This window comes from Stenotrophomonas sp. SMYL41, assembly GCF_036319965.1.
Lineage (GTDB): Bacteria > Pseudomonadota > Gammaproteobacteria > Xanthomonadales > Xanthomonadaceae > Stenotrophomonas > Stenotrophomonas maltophilia_R.
Window position 1 is genome coordinate 85,354 of the sequence record NZ_JAWIRX010000014.1, and the last position, 20,161, is coordinate 105,514.

18 protein-coding genes and 1 pseudogene are annotated in these 20,161 nt (G+C 65.1%); 4 read left to right on the top strand and 15 right to left on the bottom strand.

All coding sequences use genetic code 11. The features are described 5' to 3' along the window. The first annotated feature begins 119 nt into the window (after nucleotides 1-119). On the top strand, nucleotides 120-404 hold the full coding sequence (locus V3B30_RS16085) for a hypothetical protein (protein ID WP_329809715.1): 285 nt from the start codon (nucleotides 120-122) through the stop codon (nucleotides 402-404). Beyond that, nucleotides 391-1,809, top strand: a complete 1,419-nt coding sequence (locus V3B30_RS16090) for a UvrD-helicase domain-containing protein (protein WP_329809716.1) — start codon at nucleotides 391-393, stop codon at nucleotides 1,807-1,809. The genes V3B30_RS16085 and V3B30_RS16090 overlap by 14 nt, the downstream gene beginning before the upstream one ends. Here V3B30_RS16090 and V3B30_RS16095 read toward each other — a convergent pair. The 8 genes from V3B30_RS16095 to V3B30_RS16130 form a co-directional block, all read right to left on the bottom strand. Continuing rightward, nucleotides 1,806-2,555 carry a TIGR03747 family integrating conjugative element membrane protein gene (locus V3B30_RS16095; protein WP_329809718.1) on the bottom strand — a complete coding sequence of 250 codons (750 nt, stop codon included), beginning with the start codon at nucleotides 2,553-2,555 and terminating at the stop codon, nucleotides 1,806-1,808. The genes V3B30_RS16090 and V3B30_RS16095 overlap by 4 nt on opposite strands. Next, nucleotides 2,552-4,708, bottom strand: coding sequence for a type IV conjugative transfer system coupling protein TraD (traD, locus tag V3B30_RS16100; RefSeq protein WP_329809719.1), 2,157 nt, complete (start codon nucleotides 4,706-4,708; stop codon nucleotides 2,552-2,554). Before traD ends, V3B30_RS16095 begins: the two co-directional genes overlap by 4 nt. Nucleotides 4,709-4,718: 10 nt before the next feature. Then, on the bottom strand, nucleotides 4,719-5,270 hold the full coding sequence (locus V3B30_RS16105) for an integrating conjugative element protein (protein ID WP_329809721.1): 552 nt from the start codon (nucleotides 5,268-5,270) through the stop codon (nucleotides 4,719-4,721). Next, nucleotides 5,267-5,845, bottom strand: a complete 579-nt coding sequence (locus V3B30_RS16110; RefSeq protein WP_329809722.1) for a lytic transglycosylase domain-containing protein — start codon at nucleotides 5,843-5,845, stop codon at nucleotides 5,267-5,269. Before V3B30_RS16110 ends, V3B30_RS16105 begins: the two co-directional genes overlap by 4 nt. Then, nucleotides 5,830-6,561 (bottom strand): TIGR03759 family integrating conjugative element protein, encoded by a 732-nt coding sequence (locus V3B30_RS16115; RefSeq protein WP_329809751.1) that lies wholly within the window; start codon nucleotides 6,559-6,561, stop codon nucleotides 5,830-5,832. The genes V3B30_RS16110 and V3B30_RS16115 overlap by 16 nt, the downstream gene beginning before the upstream one ends. Nucleotides 6,562-6,590: 29 nt before the next feature. Beyond that, nucleotides 6,591-7,238 (bottom strand): hypothetical protein, encoded by a 648-nt coding sequence (locus V3B30_RS16120; RefSeq protein WP_329809723.1) that lies wholly within the window; start codon nucleotides 7,236-7,238, stop codon nucleotides 6,591-6,593. Continuing rightward, nucleotides 7,235-7,819 (bottom strand): PilL N-terminal domain-containing protein, encoded by a 585-nt coding sequence (locus V3B30_RS16125; protein ID WP_329809725.1) that lies wholly within the window; start codon nucleotides 7,817-7,819, stop codon nucleotides 7,235-7,237. The genes V3B30_RS16120 and V3B30_RS16125 overlap by 4 nt, the downstream gene beginning before the upstream one ends. 179 nt (nucleotides 7,820-7,998) lie before the next feature. Next, complete coding sequence (locus tag V3B30_RS16130; protein ID WP_060833076.1) at nucleotides 7,999-8,595, bottom strand: XRE family transcriptional regulator; 597 nt, start codon at nucleotides 8,593-8,595, stop codon at nucleotides 7,999-8,001. A 105-nt stretch (nucleotides 8,596-8,700) separates the two neighbouring features. On the opposite strand from V3B30_RS16130, the gene panE reads away from it, so the two are divergent. Further along, nucleotides 8,701-9,633 carry a 2-dehydropantoate 2-reductase gene (gene panE / locus V3B30_RS16135; protein ID WP_329809726.1) on the top strand — a complete coding sequence of 311 codons (933 nt, stop codon included), beginning with the start codon at nucleotides 8,701-8,703 and terminating at the stop codon, nucleotides 9,631-9,633. 93 nt (nucleotides 9,634-9,726) lie between these two features. Here the strand turns inward: panE and V3B30_RS16140 are convergent, their stop codons facing one another. The 7 genes and pseudogenes from V3B30_RS16140 to V3B30_RS16170 all read right to left on the bottom strand — a co-directional run bounded on the left by V3B30_RS16140 (nucleotide 9,727) and on the right by V3B30_RS16170 (nucleotide 16,099). Next, nucleotides 9,727-11,997, bottom strand: a complete 2,271-nt coding sequence (locus V3B30_RS16140; RefSeq protein WP_329809727.1) for a helicase-related protein — start codon at nucleotides 11,995-11,997, stop codon at nucleotides 9,727-9,729. Between the two features lie 111 nt (nucleotides 11,998-12,108). Continuing rightward, nucleotides 12,109-12,415 (bottom strand): annotated as a pseudogene (locus tag V3B30_RS16145) (hypothetical protein). Between the two features lie 102 nt (nucleotides 12,416-12,517). Then, complete coding sequence (locus V3B30_RS16150; RefSeq protein WP_329809728.1) at nucleotides 12,518-13,627, bottom strand: DUF6094 domain-containing protein; 1,110 nt, start codon at nucleotides 13,625-13,627, stop codon at nucleotides 12,518-12,520. 65 nt (nucleotides 13,628-13,692) lie between these two features. Next, the gene (locus V3B30_RS16155; protein WP_027350511.1) at nucleotides 13,693-14,343 is read right to left on the bottom strand and encodes a hypothetical protein; all 651 of its coding nucleotides are present in this window, start codon (nucleotides 14,341-14,343) and stop codon (nucleotides 13,693-13,695) included. Nucleotides 14,344-14,427: 84 nt separating this feature from the next. Then, entirely contained in the window at nucleotides 14,428-14,793 is a 366-nt protein-coding gene (locus tag V3B30_RS16160) for a hypothetical protein (protein WP_027350510.1), read from the bottom strand. 87 nt (nucleotides 14,794-14,880) lie between these two features. After that, nucleotides 14,881-15,492 (bottom strand): DUF3275 family protein, encoded by a 612-nt coding sequence (locus V3B30_RS16165; RefSeq protein ID WP_027350509.1) that lies wholly within the window; start codon nucleotides 15,490-15,492, stop codon nucleotides 14,881-14,883. Nucleotides 15,493-15,547: 55 nt separating this feature from the next. Next, complete coding sequence (locus V3B30_RS16170; RefSeq protein WP_329809729.1) at nucleotides 15,548-16,099, bottom strand: STY4534 family ICE replication protein; 552 nt, start codon at nucleotides 16,097-16,099, stop codon at nucleotides 15,548-15,550. A gap of 566 nt (nucleotides 16,100-16,665) precedes the next feature. On the opposite strand from V3B30_RS16170, the gene V3B30_RS16175 reads away from it, so the two are divergent. After that, nucleotides 16,666-20,031: a hypothetical protein gene (locus V3B30_RS16175; RefSeq protein ID WP_329809730.1), complete on the top strand. Its 3,366-nt coding sequence runs from the start codon at nucleotides 16,666-16,668 to the stop codon at nucleotides 20,029-20,031. Nucleotides 20,032-20,161 lie beyond the last annotated feature (130 nt).

Here is a 20,161-nt window from a genome sequence, read left to right on the forward strand (position 1 = left end):
CTTTTGTCGAGAACGGTGGCACCGTCGTCGCCTACCGCGCGGGCCGTGCGCTGGAGGACGAGCTGTTCGGAAGTCTCACGCCGGTTGCCTGCCAGAGGCTGATCGGCTACGCCAACGAATTGCATGGCGACCTGATCGTCGAACACCTGCGCACTGTCTCGAACAACACGCTCACCTTCCAGCAGATCTGGGACGAGATCCAGAACACCGGCCTCCTGTCGGCCGAACGCAGGGCCATTCTTGGTCAGGCGGCGCGCATCCGAAAAGCTGGCTGGTTCAAGCAAATCTCGTGGATGGAGGACGTGGCGAGGACCATCGTTGCACCGGACCTGCATCTTTGCGATCAGGGATTCCGCGCTCTGATGGACCAGGTATTCGGGTGGGCCACTGATGGACCACGTTGAAATCGACCTTCGTGCAATCCAACGCGGAACCGTCACCGCACCGGCCGGCTGCGGCAAGACACAGCTGATTGCCCACGCGCTTGCCGGTCATCGGGGCAACAAGCCCATTCTCGTGCTGACACACACGAATGCCGGGGTCGCGGCCTTGCGTGGCCGGCTGGACCGCGCCGGTGTGCCAGCCAGCGCCTATCGATTGAGCACGATCGATGGCTGGGCTATCCGGCTCATCTCGACCTTTCCGGGCCGCAGCGCCCACGATCCAGAGATTCTGCGGCTGGCTGCACCTGCGCGGGACTACCCGGCTATCCGCGACGCCGCCTGGAAGCTCCTGCAGGCCGGGCACGTCAGTGAGGTGCTGAAAGCCTCGTATGCGCATCTGATCGTGGATGAGTACCAGGATTGTTCGGTGCCTCAGCACTACATCGTCTATTTCCTCTCGTTGATCCTGCCGACCTGCGTGCTGGGCGACCCCATGCAGGCGATCTTCGGGTTCCGGGGCAATACGCTGGCCGACTGGAACCAGCACGTGTGCGCGCATTTTCCTGTCGTCGGGGAACTGGCAACGCCCTGGCGATGGCGCAACGCCAGCGCGGAAGCGCTGGGACAATGGTTGTTGGAGGCCCGCCGGTTGTTGGCGGCAGGGCAGTCGGTGGATCTGCGTAGTGGGCCACCGGAGCATGTGACCTGGATGCAGGCCGTACCACCCAACGACCATGCCCAGCGCCTAGCCGCTGCGAGGACGGCATCGCCAACCGCTGACGGGCGCGTGCTCATCATCGCCGATAGCCGCAACCGAGCAGCACAGCAGAACTTTGCGAGCCAGACGCCGGGCGCTTCGACGGTCGAGGCCGTCGATCTGCAAGACCTCATCGCCTTCGCTAGCAACTTTGATGCGGGGGCACCGAATGCTCTCGCGCAGTTACTGGCGCTGGCGCAGAGCGTTATGACCAATGTGGGCGTGGCGGAGTTGACGCGGCGCCTGGAGTCGTTGGCAAAGGGAACTGCAAGGAATCCTCCGAACGAGGCAGAAAGCCGCGCACTGGCGTTCGGGCGCGCGCCCTCTCTCGCTGCGGCCGCCGCGCTGTTGTCGGAACTGCGGGCACTGCCGAACGTACGTGTGCATCGGCCGGCCATCCTCTACGGGATGCTTAAGGCGCTCCGGGAAGCCTCGTCGGGGGCCGTCCCTCTGGCAGAAGCGGCCCGGCGCGTGCGGGAAGAGAACCGCCTGTTGGGGCGCCCGCTACCAAAACGCGCCGTCGGCAGCACGCTGTTGCTCAAGGGGCTGGAAGCCGAAGTCGCGGTGCTGCTAAATATCGAGGGTATGAGCGCACAGAACCTTTACGTCGCCATGACCCGTGGGTCGATGAAGGTCGTAGTGTGTAGTCCTGGTCCAACAATCGGCTAAATGTACTTCTTGAAGCTCGCCGCCACGATGTTCACCGCCAGTCCCAGCAGAAACGCTGCAGGCAGCAGAATCATCGAAGGGTGCAATGACACCGGTAACGCCAGGTAGGTCACCCACGGCAACACCGCCAGCGGCATCAAGGCCGCCTTCGCCCGGTGGTAGACGAAGCCCGATTCCCGCCCCGCGCCGAACTTGCGGATGTCGCGGCGAACCAGGCCATCGACCAGGCCGACGAAGGCCGCGAGCAGGAACAGCGGCAGCGTGAGCACCAAGACCAGCAGGCGGACGATGAATGTCAGGACGGTGAAGCCGGCGGCAATCAGATAGCGCTCGGTCCAGACATAGACCTGGGCGAGGTAATAGCGGAAGTCCCGGTGCACGCCTCGGCTAGGTGCGCTAGCCTGCGCCGAGGCGTCGCGCATCCAGTCCAACAAGCCCGTCTTCACGAAAACCCACTCGTAGGTGCTCTCCACCAGCCAGCGCGCGGTGCGTCCCGGCTCCTGCACAACGGCGCTCCGGGTGAAATGGGTGGAGAGCTGGTTCAGTTCGTAGTCGAGCATGCCCTGCGCGTGGCGCCAGCCCTGGTCGGGCCAGAACAGGTGCATGCCGACGCATTCGATGACGATGGACAGCAGCAGCGAGGCGACCAACACGCCGAACAGGCGCCATGGCAGCGTGACCACGCTGGCGACCAGGCCGCGCTGGCGTGCCTGCTGTCGCTCGGCGGTCGCGGCGGGCTCTTTCACGATGGCGCCTCTTCATCCGGCGTGCCTTCTTGCACTTCCTCGGCCAGATCCGCTGGCAACGCGTCGTCGTGCGACCGGGGCAGCCCGTTGCCCTCCCACCATTCCCCCGCCTCGGCGTAGTGCTGGCGCATGTAGCCGGCCAGTTGTTGCAGGTCCCGGGGCATGGCTTCGTCCGGATCGGGCGCAGGCAACGGCATGCGGACCTTCCACAGGTTACCGCCTTCGATGAGGGCGAAACACTGCCCCTTGGGCAGGCCGACCACGTGCGCAGGCTCGATGAGTGGCACGCTCGACGTGCTGATGCGGTCCTGCGCGTTGCTGGTGAAGTCGGTCGGACCGTGGATGTCGGAACTGTCGGTGGCGCCGCTGACCAGCGTGGTGGTGTAGACCTCCACCTTCGGCAGTTGTCGTGTCAGCAGTTCGGCGGTGGCGGTCTCGCGCACCCGCAGCATGAACAGGTTGTTGAAGTTGCCGATGACCTGGCCGGCCTTGGCGCGATTGCCGATGCGCGCCTCGATGTCCGAGAGCGTCTGCGTATAGGCCGTGACCTGCATGCCTGCACCGCCACCCTTGTTGATGAGCGGGATGAACTCATCTCCCATCAGTTCGTTGAATTCGTCCGCATGAACGTTGATGGCGACCTTGGGATCGGCTGACGCCCCCGGCAGGCCATCGTCGATGCCGTGCTTGTAGATGTGCCCCGCCACCGACACCAGGTCACTGAACATGCTGTTGCCGACGGCCGCCGCCACTTCGGCGTCGGACAGCGCATCCAGTCCCACATAGACCACGGCCCGCTTCCTGATGATCTGCATCCAGTCGAAGATCGGGCGCGGGTCGGACAGGTCGGAATAGTTCGGCGCGAGCAGTTGCGCGATCTTGCCGGTGGTGAGCTTCTCCAGCAGCGGCAACAGCGAAGCGACGATCTTGTCGAAGTAGGTGCGGTCGTAGCGCACCGCGGAGCGCAGGCCGTCGAGCACCGCGTCATAGGTTCGCGTCTGCGACAGGTACTGCTCCAGTGCCACCACCCGCTTCTCTCGCCCGACCATGTGGCGCGGGATGGTCTTGTCGTTGAGGCGTCCTTCGAGCTGGACGATCACCTCCCAGGCCTTAGGCTCGGTTCGGGCAAAGAAGTGCTGGGCGTACTCGATGAAGAGCGCGTCGATGTTGACGACGTGCCGCTGGATCAGCAGGTAGTCTGGCCGTTGCCCCAGTTCCACCAGGGCGCGCGCGATGATGTTGACGAAGCGCCAGGCGAACTCGCGAAACGCGGCGCTGTTGCCCTCGCCGGAAAGCTGCCCCGCAATGCGGGTGGCGACTTCCGAGATGCGCCCGAACCGGCCCACGGCGTTGTAGCGTGCCGAGATGTCGGGCCAGCCCAGGTGGAAGACGTACATCTCACCCTCGCGTCCGGCGCGCCTGGCTTCGACATACATGCGCTTGAGCAGGTCGGCATCGCCCTTGGGATCGAAGACGATCACCACCTCATGCTCGCCATGGATCTTGCGACGGATGTCCTGGGTGATGAACAGTTCGGCCAGGCGCGTCTTGCCCACTCGCGTGGTACCGAGCACCAGGGTGTGGCCCACGCGCTCGCCCAGCGGCAGGGTGACGTCGGTCTCGTGCGGCTCGATGCCATGCAGGCGCGGCATGCCACCCACTGGCGGCAAAGGCCGGACCGGGTTGAGCGGGTTGTCCCAGGCCAATGCCCGCGCCAGCCTAGGCAGCGGCGGCGGCGCGAACTCCAGCCGCTCCTCCAGGCGGCGCGCCAGGCGGTAGAACGTCGTCGGTTCGGCGTAGCGCCGGAACTCGGGCTTGTAGGTCTGCGTCAGCCGATGGGTGTGTCGTTGCTCCCAGCGGAAGCCACGCCCAACGAACAGGCGGTACTGGCTCACCGGCACGTCACGGCTCGTCATCACGTAGCGTGGCAGACGACGGATGTGGCGGCGGTAGCGCAGGATGGCCCAGGCGTCGCGCAGGCGGACCGCGCCGAAGGCCAGGAAGGCCAGCCCGCTGCCGAGGCCGAGTACCGGATTCAGCGCGAGCGACCACGGTGCCACCACGCACACCACCGCGGCGCCTGCGCATACGGCAACGGTGTATAGCTCCACCGCTGGCCGCAGCAGGACTTCGACGGCGTGCGGCTGGGCCATCGGGCCTTCCTCACTGTTCGATGCCGGTGGCGGTCACCAGCACCGGGTAGTGGCGCAGCCCCAGGCGCCCGGCCAGTTCGTCCCCGGACGCCGGCGCCAGCATCAGCCCGGGCGCCAGGGCACGCAGTGCCGCATGTGCCTGCGGTGACTCGACCTGGACCACCAACCCCACGGCCCCGAGCTCGCGCAGCGCCGGGGCACGCTGGCGCAGCCAGGCATGGGAGCGCTGGTCATCACCAACCAGGAACATCGGCGTGAGCCCCGGCGCCTGGATCGCCCGGGGAGCCACATCGCCAGGGGCCAAATGGGCCGAACGCACTGGCAGCATGGCCGCCTCGCCAGAAGGCCCTTCGGGCAGGCGTGGCATCTCGATCCTGGGTGATGGCCTGCTTCCGGTGCGCGGTTGCAGGTCCAGGGCTTGGTAGTAAGGCAGCGCGGAGGCACCGCCGTGATCCTCGACGACGATCAAGGGCGGCGATTGTGCGAAAGCGGCTGGCACGGACACGAGCGGCAGCAAGCCGATCAGCCACCGCGTAGCCGGACGGAAGATTCGAGGCTTCATGGCAGGGTTCTCCGGGTATCCGCGCCCCGCGCTGGCTCGCCCAGTACGCGGGCCAAGTGGCGGCCAACACTCTGTCGGTAGCGCGCAGCGGGTGCGCCACCAGCGGGACGGTGGTAGCGGCCGATCGTGATCAGCCAGTCCTGGCCCGGCGCGTGCTGCTCGCGCAGGATCTGCGCGGCCAGCGCCAGGTTCTGATAGGGATCGAGCAGTTCGCAGGGGTGGTCGTAGCGGTGGCGCTGGTAGCCCAGGTTGATCTGGCCCAGGCCGGCGTCGATGCGGGTGCGCGGCACGTCGCGCAATGCCTGGTGCAGGCCGGTGCAGGCCTCGGTGCGGGTGGCGAATCGACGCGATGCCCCGGCCACGTTGAGCGTCCAGGGCCAGGGCACGAGGCGGCCGTGGTACCGGGCGCCACTCTCCTGCAAGGCCACGGCGTAGAGCACCGCTGCCGGGATGCCCGCGCGCTGTGCCGCGAACTGGTAGGCCGGCGGCGGGACCTCCTCGGCCTTCGCCTGGCCGAGCGCCCAGCAGGCCAGCAGCAGGAGCGCGAGACGCGCGAGGCCTACTGTCGCTGCCATTGGCCGCCGACCTGGCGTACGACGGCGGGCAGTTCGCCCTGCAGGCCGAGGGACAGCCAGCGGCCACCGTCGTGGTTGAGGGTGATGTGCCGGGCGCGCACCTTCGCCGGGTCGATACGGGCCCGGCGTGCCCATTCACGGATGCGCGCGTCGTCGGCGCGACTGCCGACGACATAGACATCGAACTCGACGCCCGACGTCTGCAGCCGCTGCACGGCCTGGTCGCAGGCGGTACAGCCGTCCTTCACGAAGATGGCGGTTCGGTCGGTGCCTGATGCGATGGCGGTGCTCGCGCCGGTCGGCTTGGCCCCGGGTAGGTTGACCCTCGCCATGCCCGGCGCGATCCGTTGCCAGGCGGCGTCGTAGGCACGCTGGTAGGCCAGCGTCTTCTCGACCCGCTGGGCTTCGGCCCGAACCTGCAATTCCGCGTAGCGGCGGCGCTCCTCGTCGGAACGTGCTTCGATGCCGAGGGCGGTGAGCGGGTCGAGGCTGGGCGAGTAGACGCCCAGCGGCCCCTGCATCAACTCGCGATAGCGCGTCCATTCATCCGTGCGCAGCCCCCAGTCCTTCGCCCGCTGTTTGTCGCTGCGAGCGATGGCCGCAGGCACTTCACGGCTCGGCGCCGTCCTGGCCGCGGTGGTTGCGCCGGTGGGCTGCGCGAGCGCCGCCTGCATGGCGGAGGCGGCCAGCAATGCAACCAGCAACGGCGGGGTCAAGTGGCGCGGGACCATCGGTGTGGGCCTCCTTATCGGGGCGGGATGGGCAGCCTGCGGATCTCGTCTCCCTGCCGGAAGACGGCGCCATCGCGCTCGATCCCGTCCAGTCGCCAGCCACCCTCCGACTCTCCGGCGCGCAGCAGGCGGACATCGGCCAGCCCGGTGCCATCGGCAGGCATCACCGACACGAAGTGTTCTCCCGCACGCAGTTCCACTCCGATCAGGCGGAATGAAGGCTCAACAGGCTTGGGTTGGGTCGCCACAGGTTGGGATGGCCGTGGTGCGGGCAGCTTGGGCTGGCGCGAGACCGGGCGGGCTTCCAGTCGCGTGACGCGGGTTTCCAATGCGTGCAGCGCATCGGTCGCGGCGTGATGGGCCTGCGCCAGCTCGATCGCCGCCAGCCGTTGGTCCAACGCCGCGGTGTCCTGCTCGTAGCGCGCCTGCGGCAAGGCGGCGGGCTGAGTGTGGCGTTGTTCGATCCGATGCGAGAGGCCGTCCAGTCGGGATTCGAGCAGGGACACCTGCGCGGTGGGCGCGAAGGCCTGGGTCTGTTCCGCCAGCCCGGACAAGGCCATGTGATCCACCAGCACCACCGCGCTGACGAGCAACAACCAGGTTGCGGCCGCGACCCGCAGCAGCGTCGTGCGCTGTCCCGTCGCCGAGTCCCGGATGGTCATGGCGAAACCTCCCGGATCAGCGGAGGGGGCTCCGCCGAACGGTTGATTTCCGGTGGCTTGGGCTCGTGCGGCGTATGAGCCTCCCTGAGGCTGCGGATGAAGCACACCTTCCGCTCACCGTCGTCGACCTGCAGATCCCAGACGGGGCCGGCCAGTGTCAAGAGCGCATCGCGCAGCAGGACCGGGCCGAGCCGGTAGTGAGCCGCCGGCAGCGGCAAGGCCAACAGATCGGCGGACTGCTCATCGCACAGCCGGTAGCCGGAACGCAGAACGAGGTGCCGGAGGGCATCCCCGACGGTGGCGCCCAGCGTGCCGGGGATCTCCACATCCACCACCTGCAGCAACAGGTCGTGCTGGGCCGCTGTGGGCGCGAGTTCGACCAAGGTGTAGCGGCCATACCGCGTCACCGGCACGAACTCCATCACGGCTTCGGGCGCGATGTCGGTGACTTTGGATACGGGCGTCGGTGGCACGGCGTTCGTCATCGCGCAGCCGCTGGCCATGGCGGCCAGGAGCAAGCCGGGCAAACGGATCAGATGGCTGCGTCCGGCAATACGGAAGGGCTGGCGGGATGGGCGCATGGATCGGTGTCCTGAAACAACGAGCCATCACCATCGCCGCGCCGGCCCTTTGTCACAGCAAACAAAGCGAATCCGTCGGCTCCCGATTTGCCGAAAGCAATGCCGGTAACCACGCGGTCGCCAGGATGCATGTCGGGATCATGCCGCGGCGAACGGTCGTGCCGGGGCGATCTCGCCGCCTAACGCCGCGTCCGATCGTTGATCACGATATAGAAGACAGCCGGCTCGCCGCCTTCATTGCGGAACTCATGCACGCAATCCGAAGGAAAGAACAACGTATCTCCGGCAGCGACGTCGAAGCGCCTGCCGTCGATGACCACGGCAAGCGCCCCCTCATGCACGACGAGAAACTCCTCCACGCCTGCATGGTGCGGGGGAAACTCGACGAACTTGCCCGGTGGCAACACGTTGAAGGCCAGATCGACCGCGCCGTCCTCGAACAGCGGCGAAAGAGAACGGCGTTCAAAGCCGGAAGCGGGGTCGTGATAGACCGCCTGGCGCTCCCTGCCATGCAGCCTGGGCTGGCGCGCATGGAATCCCCCCAGGAGTTGAGACAGACTGACCTGCAGTGCGGCGGCAAGCTTGCCCAGCACCGTGGCAGTGGGAACCGACGCGCCACGTTCGATCTTGGAGATCATCGCGCGGCTCACGCCCGACAACGCCCCGAGCCGATCGAGGGTGAGCTGCGCCTCCAGGCGCAGACGCCGAAGATTGCTCGGGAGCGCTTCGGCGCGCTCGCCTTTCGGCGTGGTCTGAGGAGCGGAGGAATTCGGCATGGGCCGCAATCAAGTCAGGATGGATGCGTGGGGTATCAATGGCGCTGAAATCGATCGCGCCACGAATTTCTACTATAGTAGAAATTCTTAAATTCAAACAGGAGCATGGCCATGCGTCTTCTGGTGCTGGGTGCAGGTGGGATCGGGGGCTATTTCGGCGGGCGTCTCGCCGCGGCCGGCGTGGACGTGCGTTTCCTGGTCCGGCCGAGACGCGCCGCACAACTCGCCGAGACCGGGCTCGTCATCAAGAGCCCTTTGGGTGACCTGACCCTTCCCGTGAAAACAGTCGTCGAGGCACCGCCGTCCGTGGATGCCGTGCTGCTGGCCTGCAAGGCCTACGATCTTGAGGGCGCGATGACTGCCATCGCGCCCGCCATCGGCCCCTCGACATGCATCGTTCCGCTGCTCAATGGGGTGCGGCATCTGGATCACCTGGATGCGCGCTTCGGCGCCGAGCGCGTTCTGGGCGGCCTGTGCCACATCGGTGTGGCGCTCGGCCCGGCCGGTGAAATCCAGCATCTCAACACGCTGCAGCGCCTCGCCCTCGGCGCACGCACCCACAGCCAGCAGGACGCGGCGCAGGCGTTGCATGGATTGATGGAGCGCGGCGGTTTCGCACCGGTGTTGAGCCAGGACATCCTGCAGGAGATGTGGGAGAAGTTCGTATTCCTCACGACCTATGCCGGCATGACCACGCTGATGCGCGCGCCAGTTGGCGCAATCGTGCAGGCACAAGATGGCGAAGCGCTGGTGCGCCAGATGCTCGGCGAATGCGTGGCGACCGCCGCCGCCTCAGGGTACATCCCATCGCAGGACGCCTATGCCCGCATGTTCACGACATTGTCCGAGCGCGAGTCCACCGGCACCGCATCGATGCTGCGCGATCTGCAACGTGGTGGCCCTACCGAGCATGAACACATCATTGGGGACATGCTGCGACGCGCGCATGAAGCTCGACTGGATGCGCCGCTGCTGAGGGTGAGCCTTGCACACATGCAGGCCTACGAGGCGACCCGCATGGCCCATGGCGGTGGATGAGGCCCTGTCTTCCACTTCCCGGATCGATGTCACCGTCAGGAGGGCCAAAAAAGAACGGCCCCCGGAGGAGCCGTTGAAGTGCAGCAGTGAGGTTCAGCACACCAACTGTCGTGCCAGCGCGACTTCCACCGAGTCTCCGTCCTGATTCAGGACATCAAGCCCGGACTCCGGCACGTCGCCCGACGTGCTTTGCGACACCATGATCTTCCGGGCCATCAACCCCAGGCAGGTCATCTGCGAGGAGTTGGCGTAGCCCAGGTAGATCACGCGCACCGGCTGCTTCTGGCCGATGCGCCATGAGCGCCGGGCGGCCTGCTGCAGCGAATACACGTTGTAGCCGGACTGGAGGAATACGATGGTCGGGAACTCCAGCAGGTCCAGGCCGGTTTTCACCAGCTCGGGATTGGTGATGAGCACGTCGATGCCACGGTCCAACTGCTCGGCGATCCAGTCCTCGCGGCGGGAAGCATCCACGCTCGCGCGCAGTACCGCCACCTTGAAGCCTTCCTGCTCCAGCAGCACCCTCAAGCGCGACGTGGTGTCGCGCGTGCCGGTGTAGACCGAATAGACCAGGGTCTTGCGACCCTCTGCCTTCTCCCGCTTGCAGATCTCGATCAGCTCGCGTTCCTTAGGCATCACCTCCAGCTCGTTGAACTGAGCCGGCACGAACGCCAAGGTGCTGCGCGTGCGCGGATGCACCACCGTCTCCGACCGGAAGCAGCAGTCCGGCCAGGCCAGCAGCACGTTGAGGACCACACCGAGCAGCGTGGTGTCGCGCTTCGCCAGGGCCTGCTTCAGCTCCTGGGTCAGGCGACCCGCCAGATCGCGGTAGGCCGCGGCCTGCGCCGTGTCCATCGCGACTTCGCGGAACTCCTCGTCGTAGGGCGGCAGCACGTTGCCACCGATGTCCTTCAACTTGAGGAAGACCGTGAACGGCAGGACGCAACGCAGCACGCCCTTGGGACCGAAACCCGGCGCCTTGACCGTGCGCACCGATACCTTGGTGCCTTTGGCCGTCTTGTGCGCCGTGCCGGTGCTCTCGGAGTAGATGTCCTTCAAGACACCGTGATCGCGCATGAACGCCATCGCGGCCGAGGTCATGCTGCCGCTCTTCGTCGGCCGGTAGCCGTCTTCGATCATCCGCCGCGGCAGGGCTCGGAACAGCAGGTGGAACAGGTCGTCGCCGTAGCCGCCCATCAGCGTGCCGGTGAGCAATAGCGTCTTGCGCGCCTTGGCCGCCAACACCCCCATGGCCTGGCCCTGAGCGGAGCCGCCGTTCTTGTACTCGTGCGCCTCGTCGGCGATGAGCAGGTCGAACGTGCCTTGGGGAAGCTGCCTCTTGATGAACTCGGACGGCTGGTAGCCGCCCTCGCCGAAGCCGAACTCCATGTTGGCCATCGCGCGTTCCATCCGGTGGGCTTGCCGGTCCGAGAAGACCAGTTCGCCGCGGTCGTCCATCAGGTTGATGAACTCGTGGATGTTGTCCCCGAGCATCGACGCGAGGAAGGCGTCGCCGAACTGCTGCATCAGCTTCTGCGCGGTGACTTCCCCGATGGTTGGGATGCGCTTCAAGGCTTTGAGGACAGCGGAGAACTGGTCGCTCGCGGACAGGCCTCTAGGGCGGATCAACGACCACAGCGGTGCACGGCAGTGGCTGCACTTGCGGCGGGACTCTTCGGCTTCCAACTCGGCCGGGTTGATCGGCTCGCCGTCGAGGTCGGTGATGACATGCCCGCAATCCGGGCAGGCCCCCACGTCGCCGTGAGGCGTGCGCCGCCGAACGAAGACAGGTTTCCAGTGGAACCCCATCCGCATCCGCACGCGGCCCAGGACGAAGAACTCCTGGCCCTGCGCCGGCACGCCCAACTGCTCGCGCAGTTTCAGCAGCTTGACCAGCGTGTCCGGGCCGTTGAGTACCCAGACCTTTGCACCGGCCACCGTCTCCTGGATCTCGCGCCGCCACTTGTAGACCAGATGGGGTGGCGAGAGCACCAGGGTGCGGCGGTAGCCTTCTGCGTTGAGCACGGCGGCGGTGGCAATACCCACCGTCGTCTTGCCGCAGCCCATCTCGCCATTGACGATCGCGGCGCGTTCGCCGCGATCGACCAACAACTCGGTGACGGCATGGACCACATCGGCTTGCGCCGGGAACAGCTTGCGTTTGAGCGCGGCGAGGATCAGTTGCCGATGCGCCCGCACCTGGCCGGTGTAGACCGGAGGATTGGCGCGGTTGAGCGAGTCGAGCAACTCGTCGCCGAACTCGGACACGAAGTCCTGCAGGCTGAGCGTGAGGGGTGAAGCGGCCGCTTCGAGCAGGTCGCCCTGCACAGCGGTTTCGGGAACGGTTTCGAGATCGAGGGACATGGTGATGCTCCATAGAAGATGGGGCATGCACCTCCCCCACGGGGCGGTGACATGCCCCTGGGTGGGAAGAAAGACGCGGCAAAGAAAACTGTAGGTGCCGCTGGATGCAGATCAGTATTCGCTGGGCAACAGCAGCGTGGTGATGCTGCGATCACCATTCGGTGATGATCCAGAGCCTCAGGTCGCGCGTGACCTGGTAGGACGAGAACAGGCGATCCTCGCCGGACTTCAGCGCGGCATCGTTCTGCCGTCGATCGCTGTCGTCCAGGTCGCCCCAATCGCCATGAAGATGGCGGCGCAGGTACGGCGTGGGGTTGAGCCGACCCTGTCGGACCAGTTCATCGACGCCGGCTGTCATGACCACCTGCCCGGGCGAAAAGCGTGCTTGTGACGTGAGGTTGAGGACTGCGAGTGCCATGGTGGTTTCTCCTTCTGGAAGAAGGGGCCACGGCACCCCCATCGGGGCAACGTGACCCCGGTGGGTGGATGAAAGCGACGGCGAACCGTCAGGGAACAGCGATCAGCGGATGGTCAGCACTTCGCCCCACGTGGGCGAGCCCAGCGTCAAGTCCCATGCACGAATGACCGGCACGAACTTGTCGGTGAGGATGCGCGTCTCGGCCACGGAGCCGTCGTCGCGTTCGGTGTATTCCGTCTGGAGGGTCTTCTCCTTGTGGGTATCACCTTTGACGACGAGCACGCGCCCGGTCCTGGACTTCACTACGCCGGAAATCGCGCCTGCGGCCAGGGCCAGGGCGAGATGCCAGTGCGACAAGGCTCGCGCGGGCGGACGCAGCGATTGCTGCGCGGCGCCCAAGTGCGTATCGAGCGCCGGCCAGAGTCCTTGCAGCCGGCCGACTTCATCGGCGAACTGCTCGGGCTCCATCGTCACGCGATAGAAGTGCTCCGGCTCGGCCGGGCTGGCAGGGACGGTGTACGGCAAGAACGGCCATTCGAGCGGCAGTTCCTCGGCTTCGGCGTCACCTTGTCCGATCTGCAGCAGCAGACCGCGCACGGCCTTGGCCGACTCCGACGCCTGGTCGCGCTGGCGAACCCGGCGACCGAAGATCACCACCTGCTTGAACTGCGTTTCCACCGCACGGTAGATGCGCAGGTCGGCGAAGTGGCGCGTCAGCCATCCGACCAGCTCGGGGTCGAGCACGTAGGACGGCACGATGAAGACCAGCACGCCGCCGTACTGCAGCAGCGGCAGCGCGCGCTGATAGAACAGCTTTTCCAGCCTCGCACGGCCCTGGCCCTGATAGCCGATGTTGCCGTTCACGTCCTTGCTCAGGTCGCCATACGGCGGGTTCAGCCACAGCAGCCCGAAGGACTGGCGCGAGATCAGCGTATCCATCAGGTCACCGTGGATGCAGCGATCGACCAGTTGCCGTGCGTGGCGGGCACGCTCGGCGTCGTACTCGACGGCGAAGGCCTGGACCTGCTCGCGCCCGAGGGCGTGGGCGGCTTCGGCGATCGCCACGCCTTCGCCGGCGCAGGGATCAAGGATGGACATGACGCCGGGAGACGGCGCCAGCGCGGACAAGGCCCGCTCCAGCGTCGGCTCGTCGGTGGGGAAGTAGCCGTTACGAATGAAATTGCGCGCCAGGCGCGGAAACATGAGTGCCATGGATTTCTCCTGGTGATGGATGAGGGAAGGCGGGCACGCGCGGCGCGCATGCCCGTGGGGATGGCTCACGCCACACGCCGAAGCGGTGCGTTCGCGGCCAGTTCGTACTGCGTGGCGCCGAGGGTGCCGTTGCGGATCAGCTCGCCCAGCGCCTTCGTCAGCGCCGGGACATCGAGGGCCAGCCGATGGCCTTCCAGCGGCCCGAGAGCCAAGGGAAGACCGGTCAGCATCCGCCGTGTCTGCAACAGCGCCAGCACGGTGTCGCGCCAGTGGTCGAGCAGTGGCAGCGGGCAGGTCTCCTGCACCAGCGTCCACAGCCGGTCGAGCCGGTGAGCGGAATCCCTGGGCAGAAGCGCCAGCGCGCTGGCGTTGGCCTTGTCTGGCTTCACGCAGCGACGATCGAACAGCCACACATTCGTCAGCGAACCGAACAGCGTTCGCCGATAGGCACGGGTGATGCGCTTTTCCAGGTTCTCGACGTTGCCGACGAAGACCGGGATGGATGCGCCCTGCTCGGTGATGACGTGGAACTGGTCCAGCCCCTGTTCATCCCGGCCAAGGGTCAGGCGGGCGAGAAACTCCTGAACAGCGGTGTCGCGCGCCCAGATCGAGAGAAAGACGAGATTGCCCTGCTCGTCACCGACGCAAGCGTCGGCCATGAGGTCGGGGCATTCGTCGATGCGGTACAGCGGTTTCGCGGAAGAAGGTGCAGGCATGGTGATGTCCTCTTGAAAATGAAGGAGCAACCACAGCCCGCGGGGCCGTGCTCGCCCCGGTTGGGTGAAGGAAGATGCGTGCCGCTAGACAGCGCACCCCGCGTGGAAGCGGTGAACCCGCTCGCGCCACTCGGGGCTTTGCACCGGCGCCATGTCGAGATAGCGCAGCGGGCACGAGTAGTAGTACGGATGCACGGACTCATCGAGGGACTTGTAGCCCCAATCGCCGCCCGAGCTTTCCAGCAGATGGCAGCCGATGTAGCAGACGGACTCACCGGCCGCGAGGCCCATGACGCCCGCCTGCCTGGCGGTGACGCGAACCACGGTCCACAGAACGTCGCCGTCCAGCGTGTGGTCGATGACTTCGCAGCAAGCGCGTTCGGACGCCTGCGGAGCGATCAGCTCGCGGATCAACTGATCGCGCGTCTGACGAACGAAGGTCCAGCCCATGAAGGTCTCCTTGAAGAAATGGCCGGAGCCCTCCCCGTCGGGAGAACCCCGGCGGGTGGCGGAATGCCGCGCAAGGCGGCGAATGGATCAGGCAGCCTTTAGGTGCCAGTCCTGGGACAACGGAGCGAACTCGTAGCCCAGCTTGTCGAGACGGTCGCGCTGCTGACGCAGCACACGACGATCCACGGTCGCATCGAGCTTCACGGTCTCGCCCAGGGGCCACAAGGCACCGAACAGCGCCGCGTCGTCTGCCTCGGCCGAGGCCGCAGCGGACACGGGAGCCGGTTCGCTGCCGAACGGCGTGGTATCGACCAGGGGATCGCGCGGACTGCGCGGCTTCGCCTTCGGCTTGGCCGGGGGCGTTGCCGGCACGGGCGCCTGCGCTTCCTCGTCGATCGGATCGACTTCCTGCGGACTCAGCCGGCGGGCTTCGTCGCGGCTCAGGGCGTCGATGTTGGACAGCGTCATCCCGCCCAGATGGGCGCGGATCTCGATGACCATGCGGCCGTTGGCGTTGTACGTGGAGGGGCGAATCTCGACGATGACGAAATCACCGTCGTACTTGCCCTCGTGGTACTGATCGAGTTCGGCGTTCTTCACGACGAACTCGCCGATCGAGGTTGCCAGGCGGCCGACGTTGAAGTCGCCGTTCCTGCCGTGGATGGTCTTGATGGCCAGTTGGCCGGGGATGGTGATCATGAAGGTCTCCTGCTGACGAAGAGAAGACAAGGCCCCGGGAATGGGGCCTTGCGGATCAGAACGACTCGGCGACGGCCAATGCGGGGGCATCGGCAGCGTCGTCGGCAGCGTCGGCGTCGGGCTCGGAAGGCTCCGGTGCCGAGGCTTGCTGCGCGGCGGGCGCGTCGGACGTCACAGGGACTTCCGGCTCCCGCTCGTCGGTCTCGGTCGGCTTGGGTTCGGCTTTGTAGACGAGCTTGCCGTCGACCTTGATCCAACTGACGAACAGCAACCGGGCCTTGAGGCTCACCCCCTGTTCGCCGGCACGCTTGCCCTTGGAGTAGGTGAAGGTGTCGGTCCACAGGTCGCCCAGGCGGAAGCCGAGCATCACCTTCTTCTCGGCGTCGACCGCCTGAATGCAGCGGCGCACCAGGTGCTGCGCTTCCGAACCCGATACGCGCGTGTCGAAACGCACATACGAGACGTCATCGCTGGGACCGTTCAGGGCCGCGATGTCGCAGGCCAGGAACGCATCGCCTTTCTTGGGCTTTACTTCGCGGATGCGATTGAGGTACCCGAGGCCGGTGATGTGCAGATCGAAGTAGGACTTTTCGGTGGAAGTGGTCATGGTGAATCTCCTGAGAACAATGAGGCGGAGACACACCCGACCCAAGACGGGGAAGGTGTGGAACCCCCGCGTGGGTTGATGAAACAGCTTGGTGGCATCGCCATCGAGAACCGATGGCCGTTCGCGCATGGATGCCGGTGCGAACTGGTGTGATCAACGCGGTCGGAACCGCGTCGCAGCCTTGAAGATCGTGGCTGCCTGGGCATGTCGCTGACGGACGTCAGCGGAACATGGCCGGAAGCGTGGCGCCGGCACGGCGCAAGCGTTAGCGAAAATTGGTACCCCTAACTGCCCGTATTCTCAAAGAAGGACCCTGTAAAGGCTTGCACGGTCGAGGAATCGTCCTTAAGTGCGCTACCGAGAATCACATTGGCTCAGGCTTGGTGGCCGTGGTCAAATTCATGCAGTCGTACTTTGCCCCTTCCCGACCGACAGGTAAGAGCCCAAAGAGCCCGTGAGCAATGAATCGAATTCCAAGCCTGCGCTACTCATCCTTCCATGCACGAGCTGTGCTACGCGCAAGACTCGCTGCATTGCCTTCGATGCGCCGTCCTCATATGGGCTTGATGTCCGACGAACAGGAGGCGCCTGGCGACGTAGATCTGCTCAAGCTTTTGCTGGATACGACTTCGAGCCGAAACGATGATGAAGCGACGGCACGGCAGGAGTACATGCGCGTTCGCTTGGAGGTGGGAGCCGAGCTGCCGGACTTCGATGAAGCGCTGGCGAGGGGATGGTTTCGGCTCATTCAGGGACGGGTAGTTCCTGCTGCTGCGTTGAGCGACTATTACCTTCGGCACGATGTGCCGTATGCAGAGGCGCTACGGTCTTTCGTCTACTGGCTGAGCGACGTGAAATATCAAATCGCGCAGCCAGGCGCCCATGCCAGTGCAAGTACCTTTGAGGACTACTTCGTCGCTGGAGCCCAATCGGGGCACAAGCCGCCCGTCCAGACGCCGACCTGGATTGCGGCGCGACTTTGGGATGACCCGCCACCAGTCGATATCGCAACGTGGGCCATGCGCTGGGAATTGCTCGATTGGGTCCCCCTGATTCCTTCTGCCGTTTGGTCTGAGCAGGATGCACAGCGGTTCAGGGAGGCTTCACTTCAAATCCTACGCAATGCCAATCTCCCCACATGGGACCATGTGTCCGTTGCCGAAAGCCTGCGGGCCTCCGGGGACATGCGAGAGCTGGCACCTATCGAAGTGAAGCCTGATCTGCTGGGGCGCGTCCTCGCTCGTACGCGCTCTCACTACGGAACCGACCTCTATGAGGCGCATGCGCTCTGTGCGCTCATGAGGGTACTGGTGCTTGAGCTGGCGCATGTCGAGGCTGGGCCGGTCCCTTCCAAGATGGCGCAGGAACTGGTCGCGCTGGCGACGTGCCATCCTGAGCTTTGCGACGTGCTGACCGACTGCTGCTTGCAAGCGCCGCAGGTCCTTGCCGACCTCATTTTCTGTCCATCTGCAGCGGGCCTCGTCTGCCACCTGGTCGCTACATGGCATGTGCAGTTCCAGATCGACCGGGACTATCGCAATGAGGCTGCCGACTCGGTGCAAGCGTCATTGTTGGCGGACTGTCTTGAGGTTCTCCGGTATCACCTTGTTCAGGGCGACGTAGCTCCGACTGAATCCGCGCGCTTGCTGATCGTGATGCAGGAGCACGATTGCGGGGGGAGTGATGGCGTGCCTTTGCTGCCCATCGGCCTCGACCACCTGCGTGGACTGCCCGTGGATATCAAGCGGCAAGTTCGCCAGTCACTTATAGAAATGGCAAGCGCCCAGGCCACCTCCCTGGAGTTTGCGGTCATGCTGAAGGCCGTTGCCGTGGTGGGTGAGTCGTTGCCTCCTGCAGAAGCGGAGACCGTGGCTTCTGCTTATCGAAAGGCATTCCATGCAAAGGAACGGGCCGATACACGATGGGTAGACGTTACGGGCGCGGCCGCGCTGGCCCGGCTAGCAATGGATCACGGCCACCTCCAACCCAGGATCTTCTATCCCCTCGACTTGCAGGCCGAACTGGCTCGTCGACCGGACGATGTCGTGGGTCTGGGTTTGTCCATGCGTGAGCAGATACGAATGCTGAGCCGTGCGGTGGTGGGCTACCCCGAAAGCGTACCTGGCGACCTCGTCGAAGCATTGGCTTTGGCGATCCAGGCTGGGGCGAGTAATCGCCCAGACAGGGGCCGGGTCGACGCCTTCACATTCCAGCTGGACAACCAGGTCCGAGGCCGGCAAGGGCCGCGCCTGGAGTCAGATTTGATCGAGGCCGTGAATCGGCCGGAGGTTCCTGCTCAACAAGAGCGCCTCGTAAAGGCACTCCTGCTGGTCGAGGATCCTCTGATACTGGCCATGTTGTTGCCCCGTGTGCCGGCGGTGTACCGAGAGCGCATTGTTGCCCGGTTGCGGGTACTGACACCCGACGAAGCTAGCCGTGCAGCATTCGTCACACAAGCGTCGGAGCGCGGGCAAGCGCTTCTGGATGCAGGGCTTCCTGAGCTTGCCAGTGCATATCTGCGAGAGGCCCAAGAAGCGCAACGTGGAAGAAATCTTCCCGCGTTGGCCGTGCAGACCCTGAATCAGCAATTGCAGATCCACTACCTGAGCGGCACGTTTGATGCGGTTGCATCAGCCAAGATTCCAGACGGTCTGCGGCCGGAACACCAGGCCGAGGCGCAGAGAGCACTGGATTTCTTCCGCGCGCTGGTGTGCCTCAAGAACGAGCCACCCGAAGCCTTGAAAGCTGCAGGGATTTTTCACAGCCTGTATCGGAAGCACCCGTTGCCTGCATACGCGATCAACCTGCTCGCCGCACGTGTGGTCAAGCTCCTCGGGGAGAACCTATTTCGTGTCGTGGTCGGGGAGGATGCTGAGATGGCCCGCCTCGCAATCGATGAGGCTGACCGGGCCATTCCTTCTATCAAGGGACTCAGCGACATGTCCCGCGCCATCCATGTGCCAAATTGCGCAGCCATGCTGCTAGCCGTTGGGCGCCCCAGGGAGGCCATGAATCGCCTCAAGGAACTTGCGTCTGCGGAGCGCACCGCCGAGAGCACGGCATTCGAGGCGGTGGCCAGCGCGAGGCTTGGCGAGCCGGATCGTGCCCGTGCGTTGATTCGGTCGGGCAGGGAGCGCTACGGCGACGCATCGCTGCTCGTCGGGGCCGAGAGCCACATCGATCATTCGGCCGGCTTTGGCGCGCCTCCCCTCTTGCTTTTCAAACAGGAGGCGGCGGTCCAGTTGCGCGCAGCCATGCGTTCATTCATGGAGCTCCCCGCTTCGGAGCAGGCAGAAGTTCTGATGGGTCCACCCTTGGCATTGGAGAAGCTGCTGACGGCAGCCTTTCAGGACGCGCTCGCCGCTTTTCAGCGAACGCTGTCATTCCTCAAGCTCGACAGGCATACGGAATTCGATGAAGACGACTTCAATGGCATCGTCGCCGAGTTGGTCGAAGCGCGACTCGAAGGAAGTTTGGGTTGGCAGGCGCACGAGCAGTCACCGGGCGGTTACACAGAGAAGGGCAATGCCGGAAGGCGTGACTTCGTGGTCCGTCGCCGAGGCGTAGACATTACCGTTTTCGAGGCGCTGAAAGCATCGCAGCCAAACGACAAGCGGATTTCTGCACATCTCCACAAGCTCTTTGGTTACTCTTGGGCCGACATCCTCTTCCATGTCACCTACAGCAATCGCAAGGACATCTCAGAGATGCGCACTGCAGTCGAAGAGGTGGCACGGCAGCCACCTCCGGGCACAATGTATCAATGCCAATCGGCGATACCCGCCGACGGGGCAAGGCCCGGCGCTGTCAGGGGAAGCTATCGTAGGAATGGAGAAGATGTCACAGTCATTTTCTTTGTGATCGACATGCGGCAGGAAGGCCAGCGCGCGGCGGTGGGGGCGCCAGCATTGATCGAGAACGCCGATCAGTGATGACGAGAGCCGGCGCCGGTGAAGGTCAGTGGCTGGGAAGATTCCGGTCATGGCCGCTCCAGCGAAAAGAAGGAGGGACACGGCCCCGCGTGGGGACGCATGTCCCTCGTGGGGTGGGATGAAAGGACGA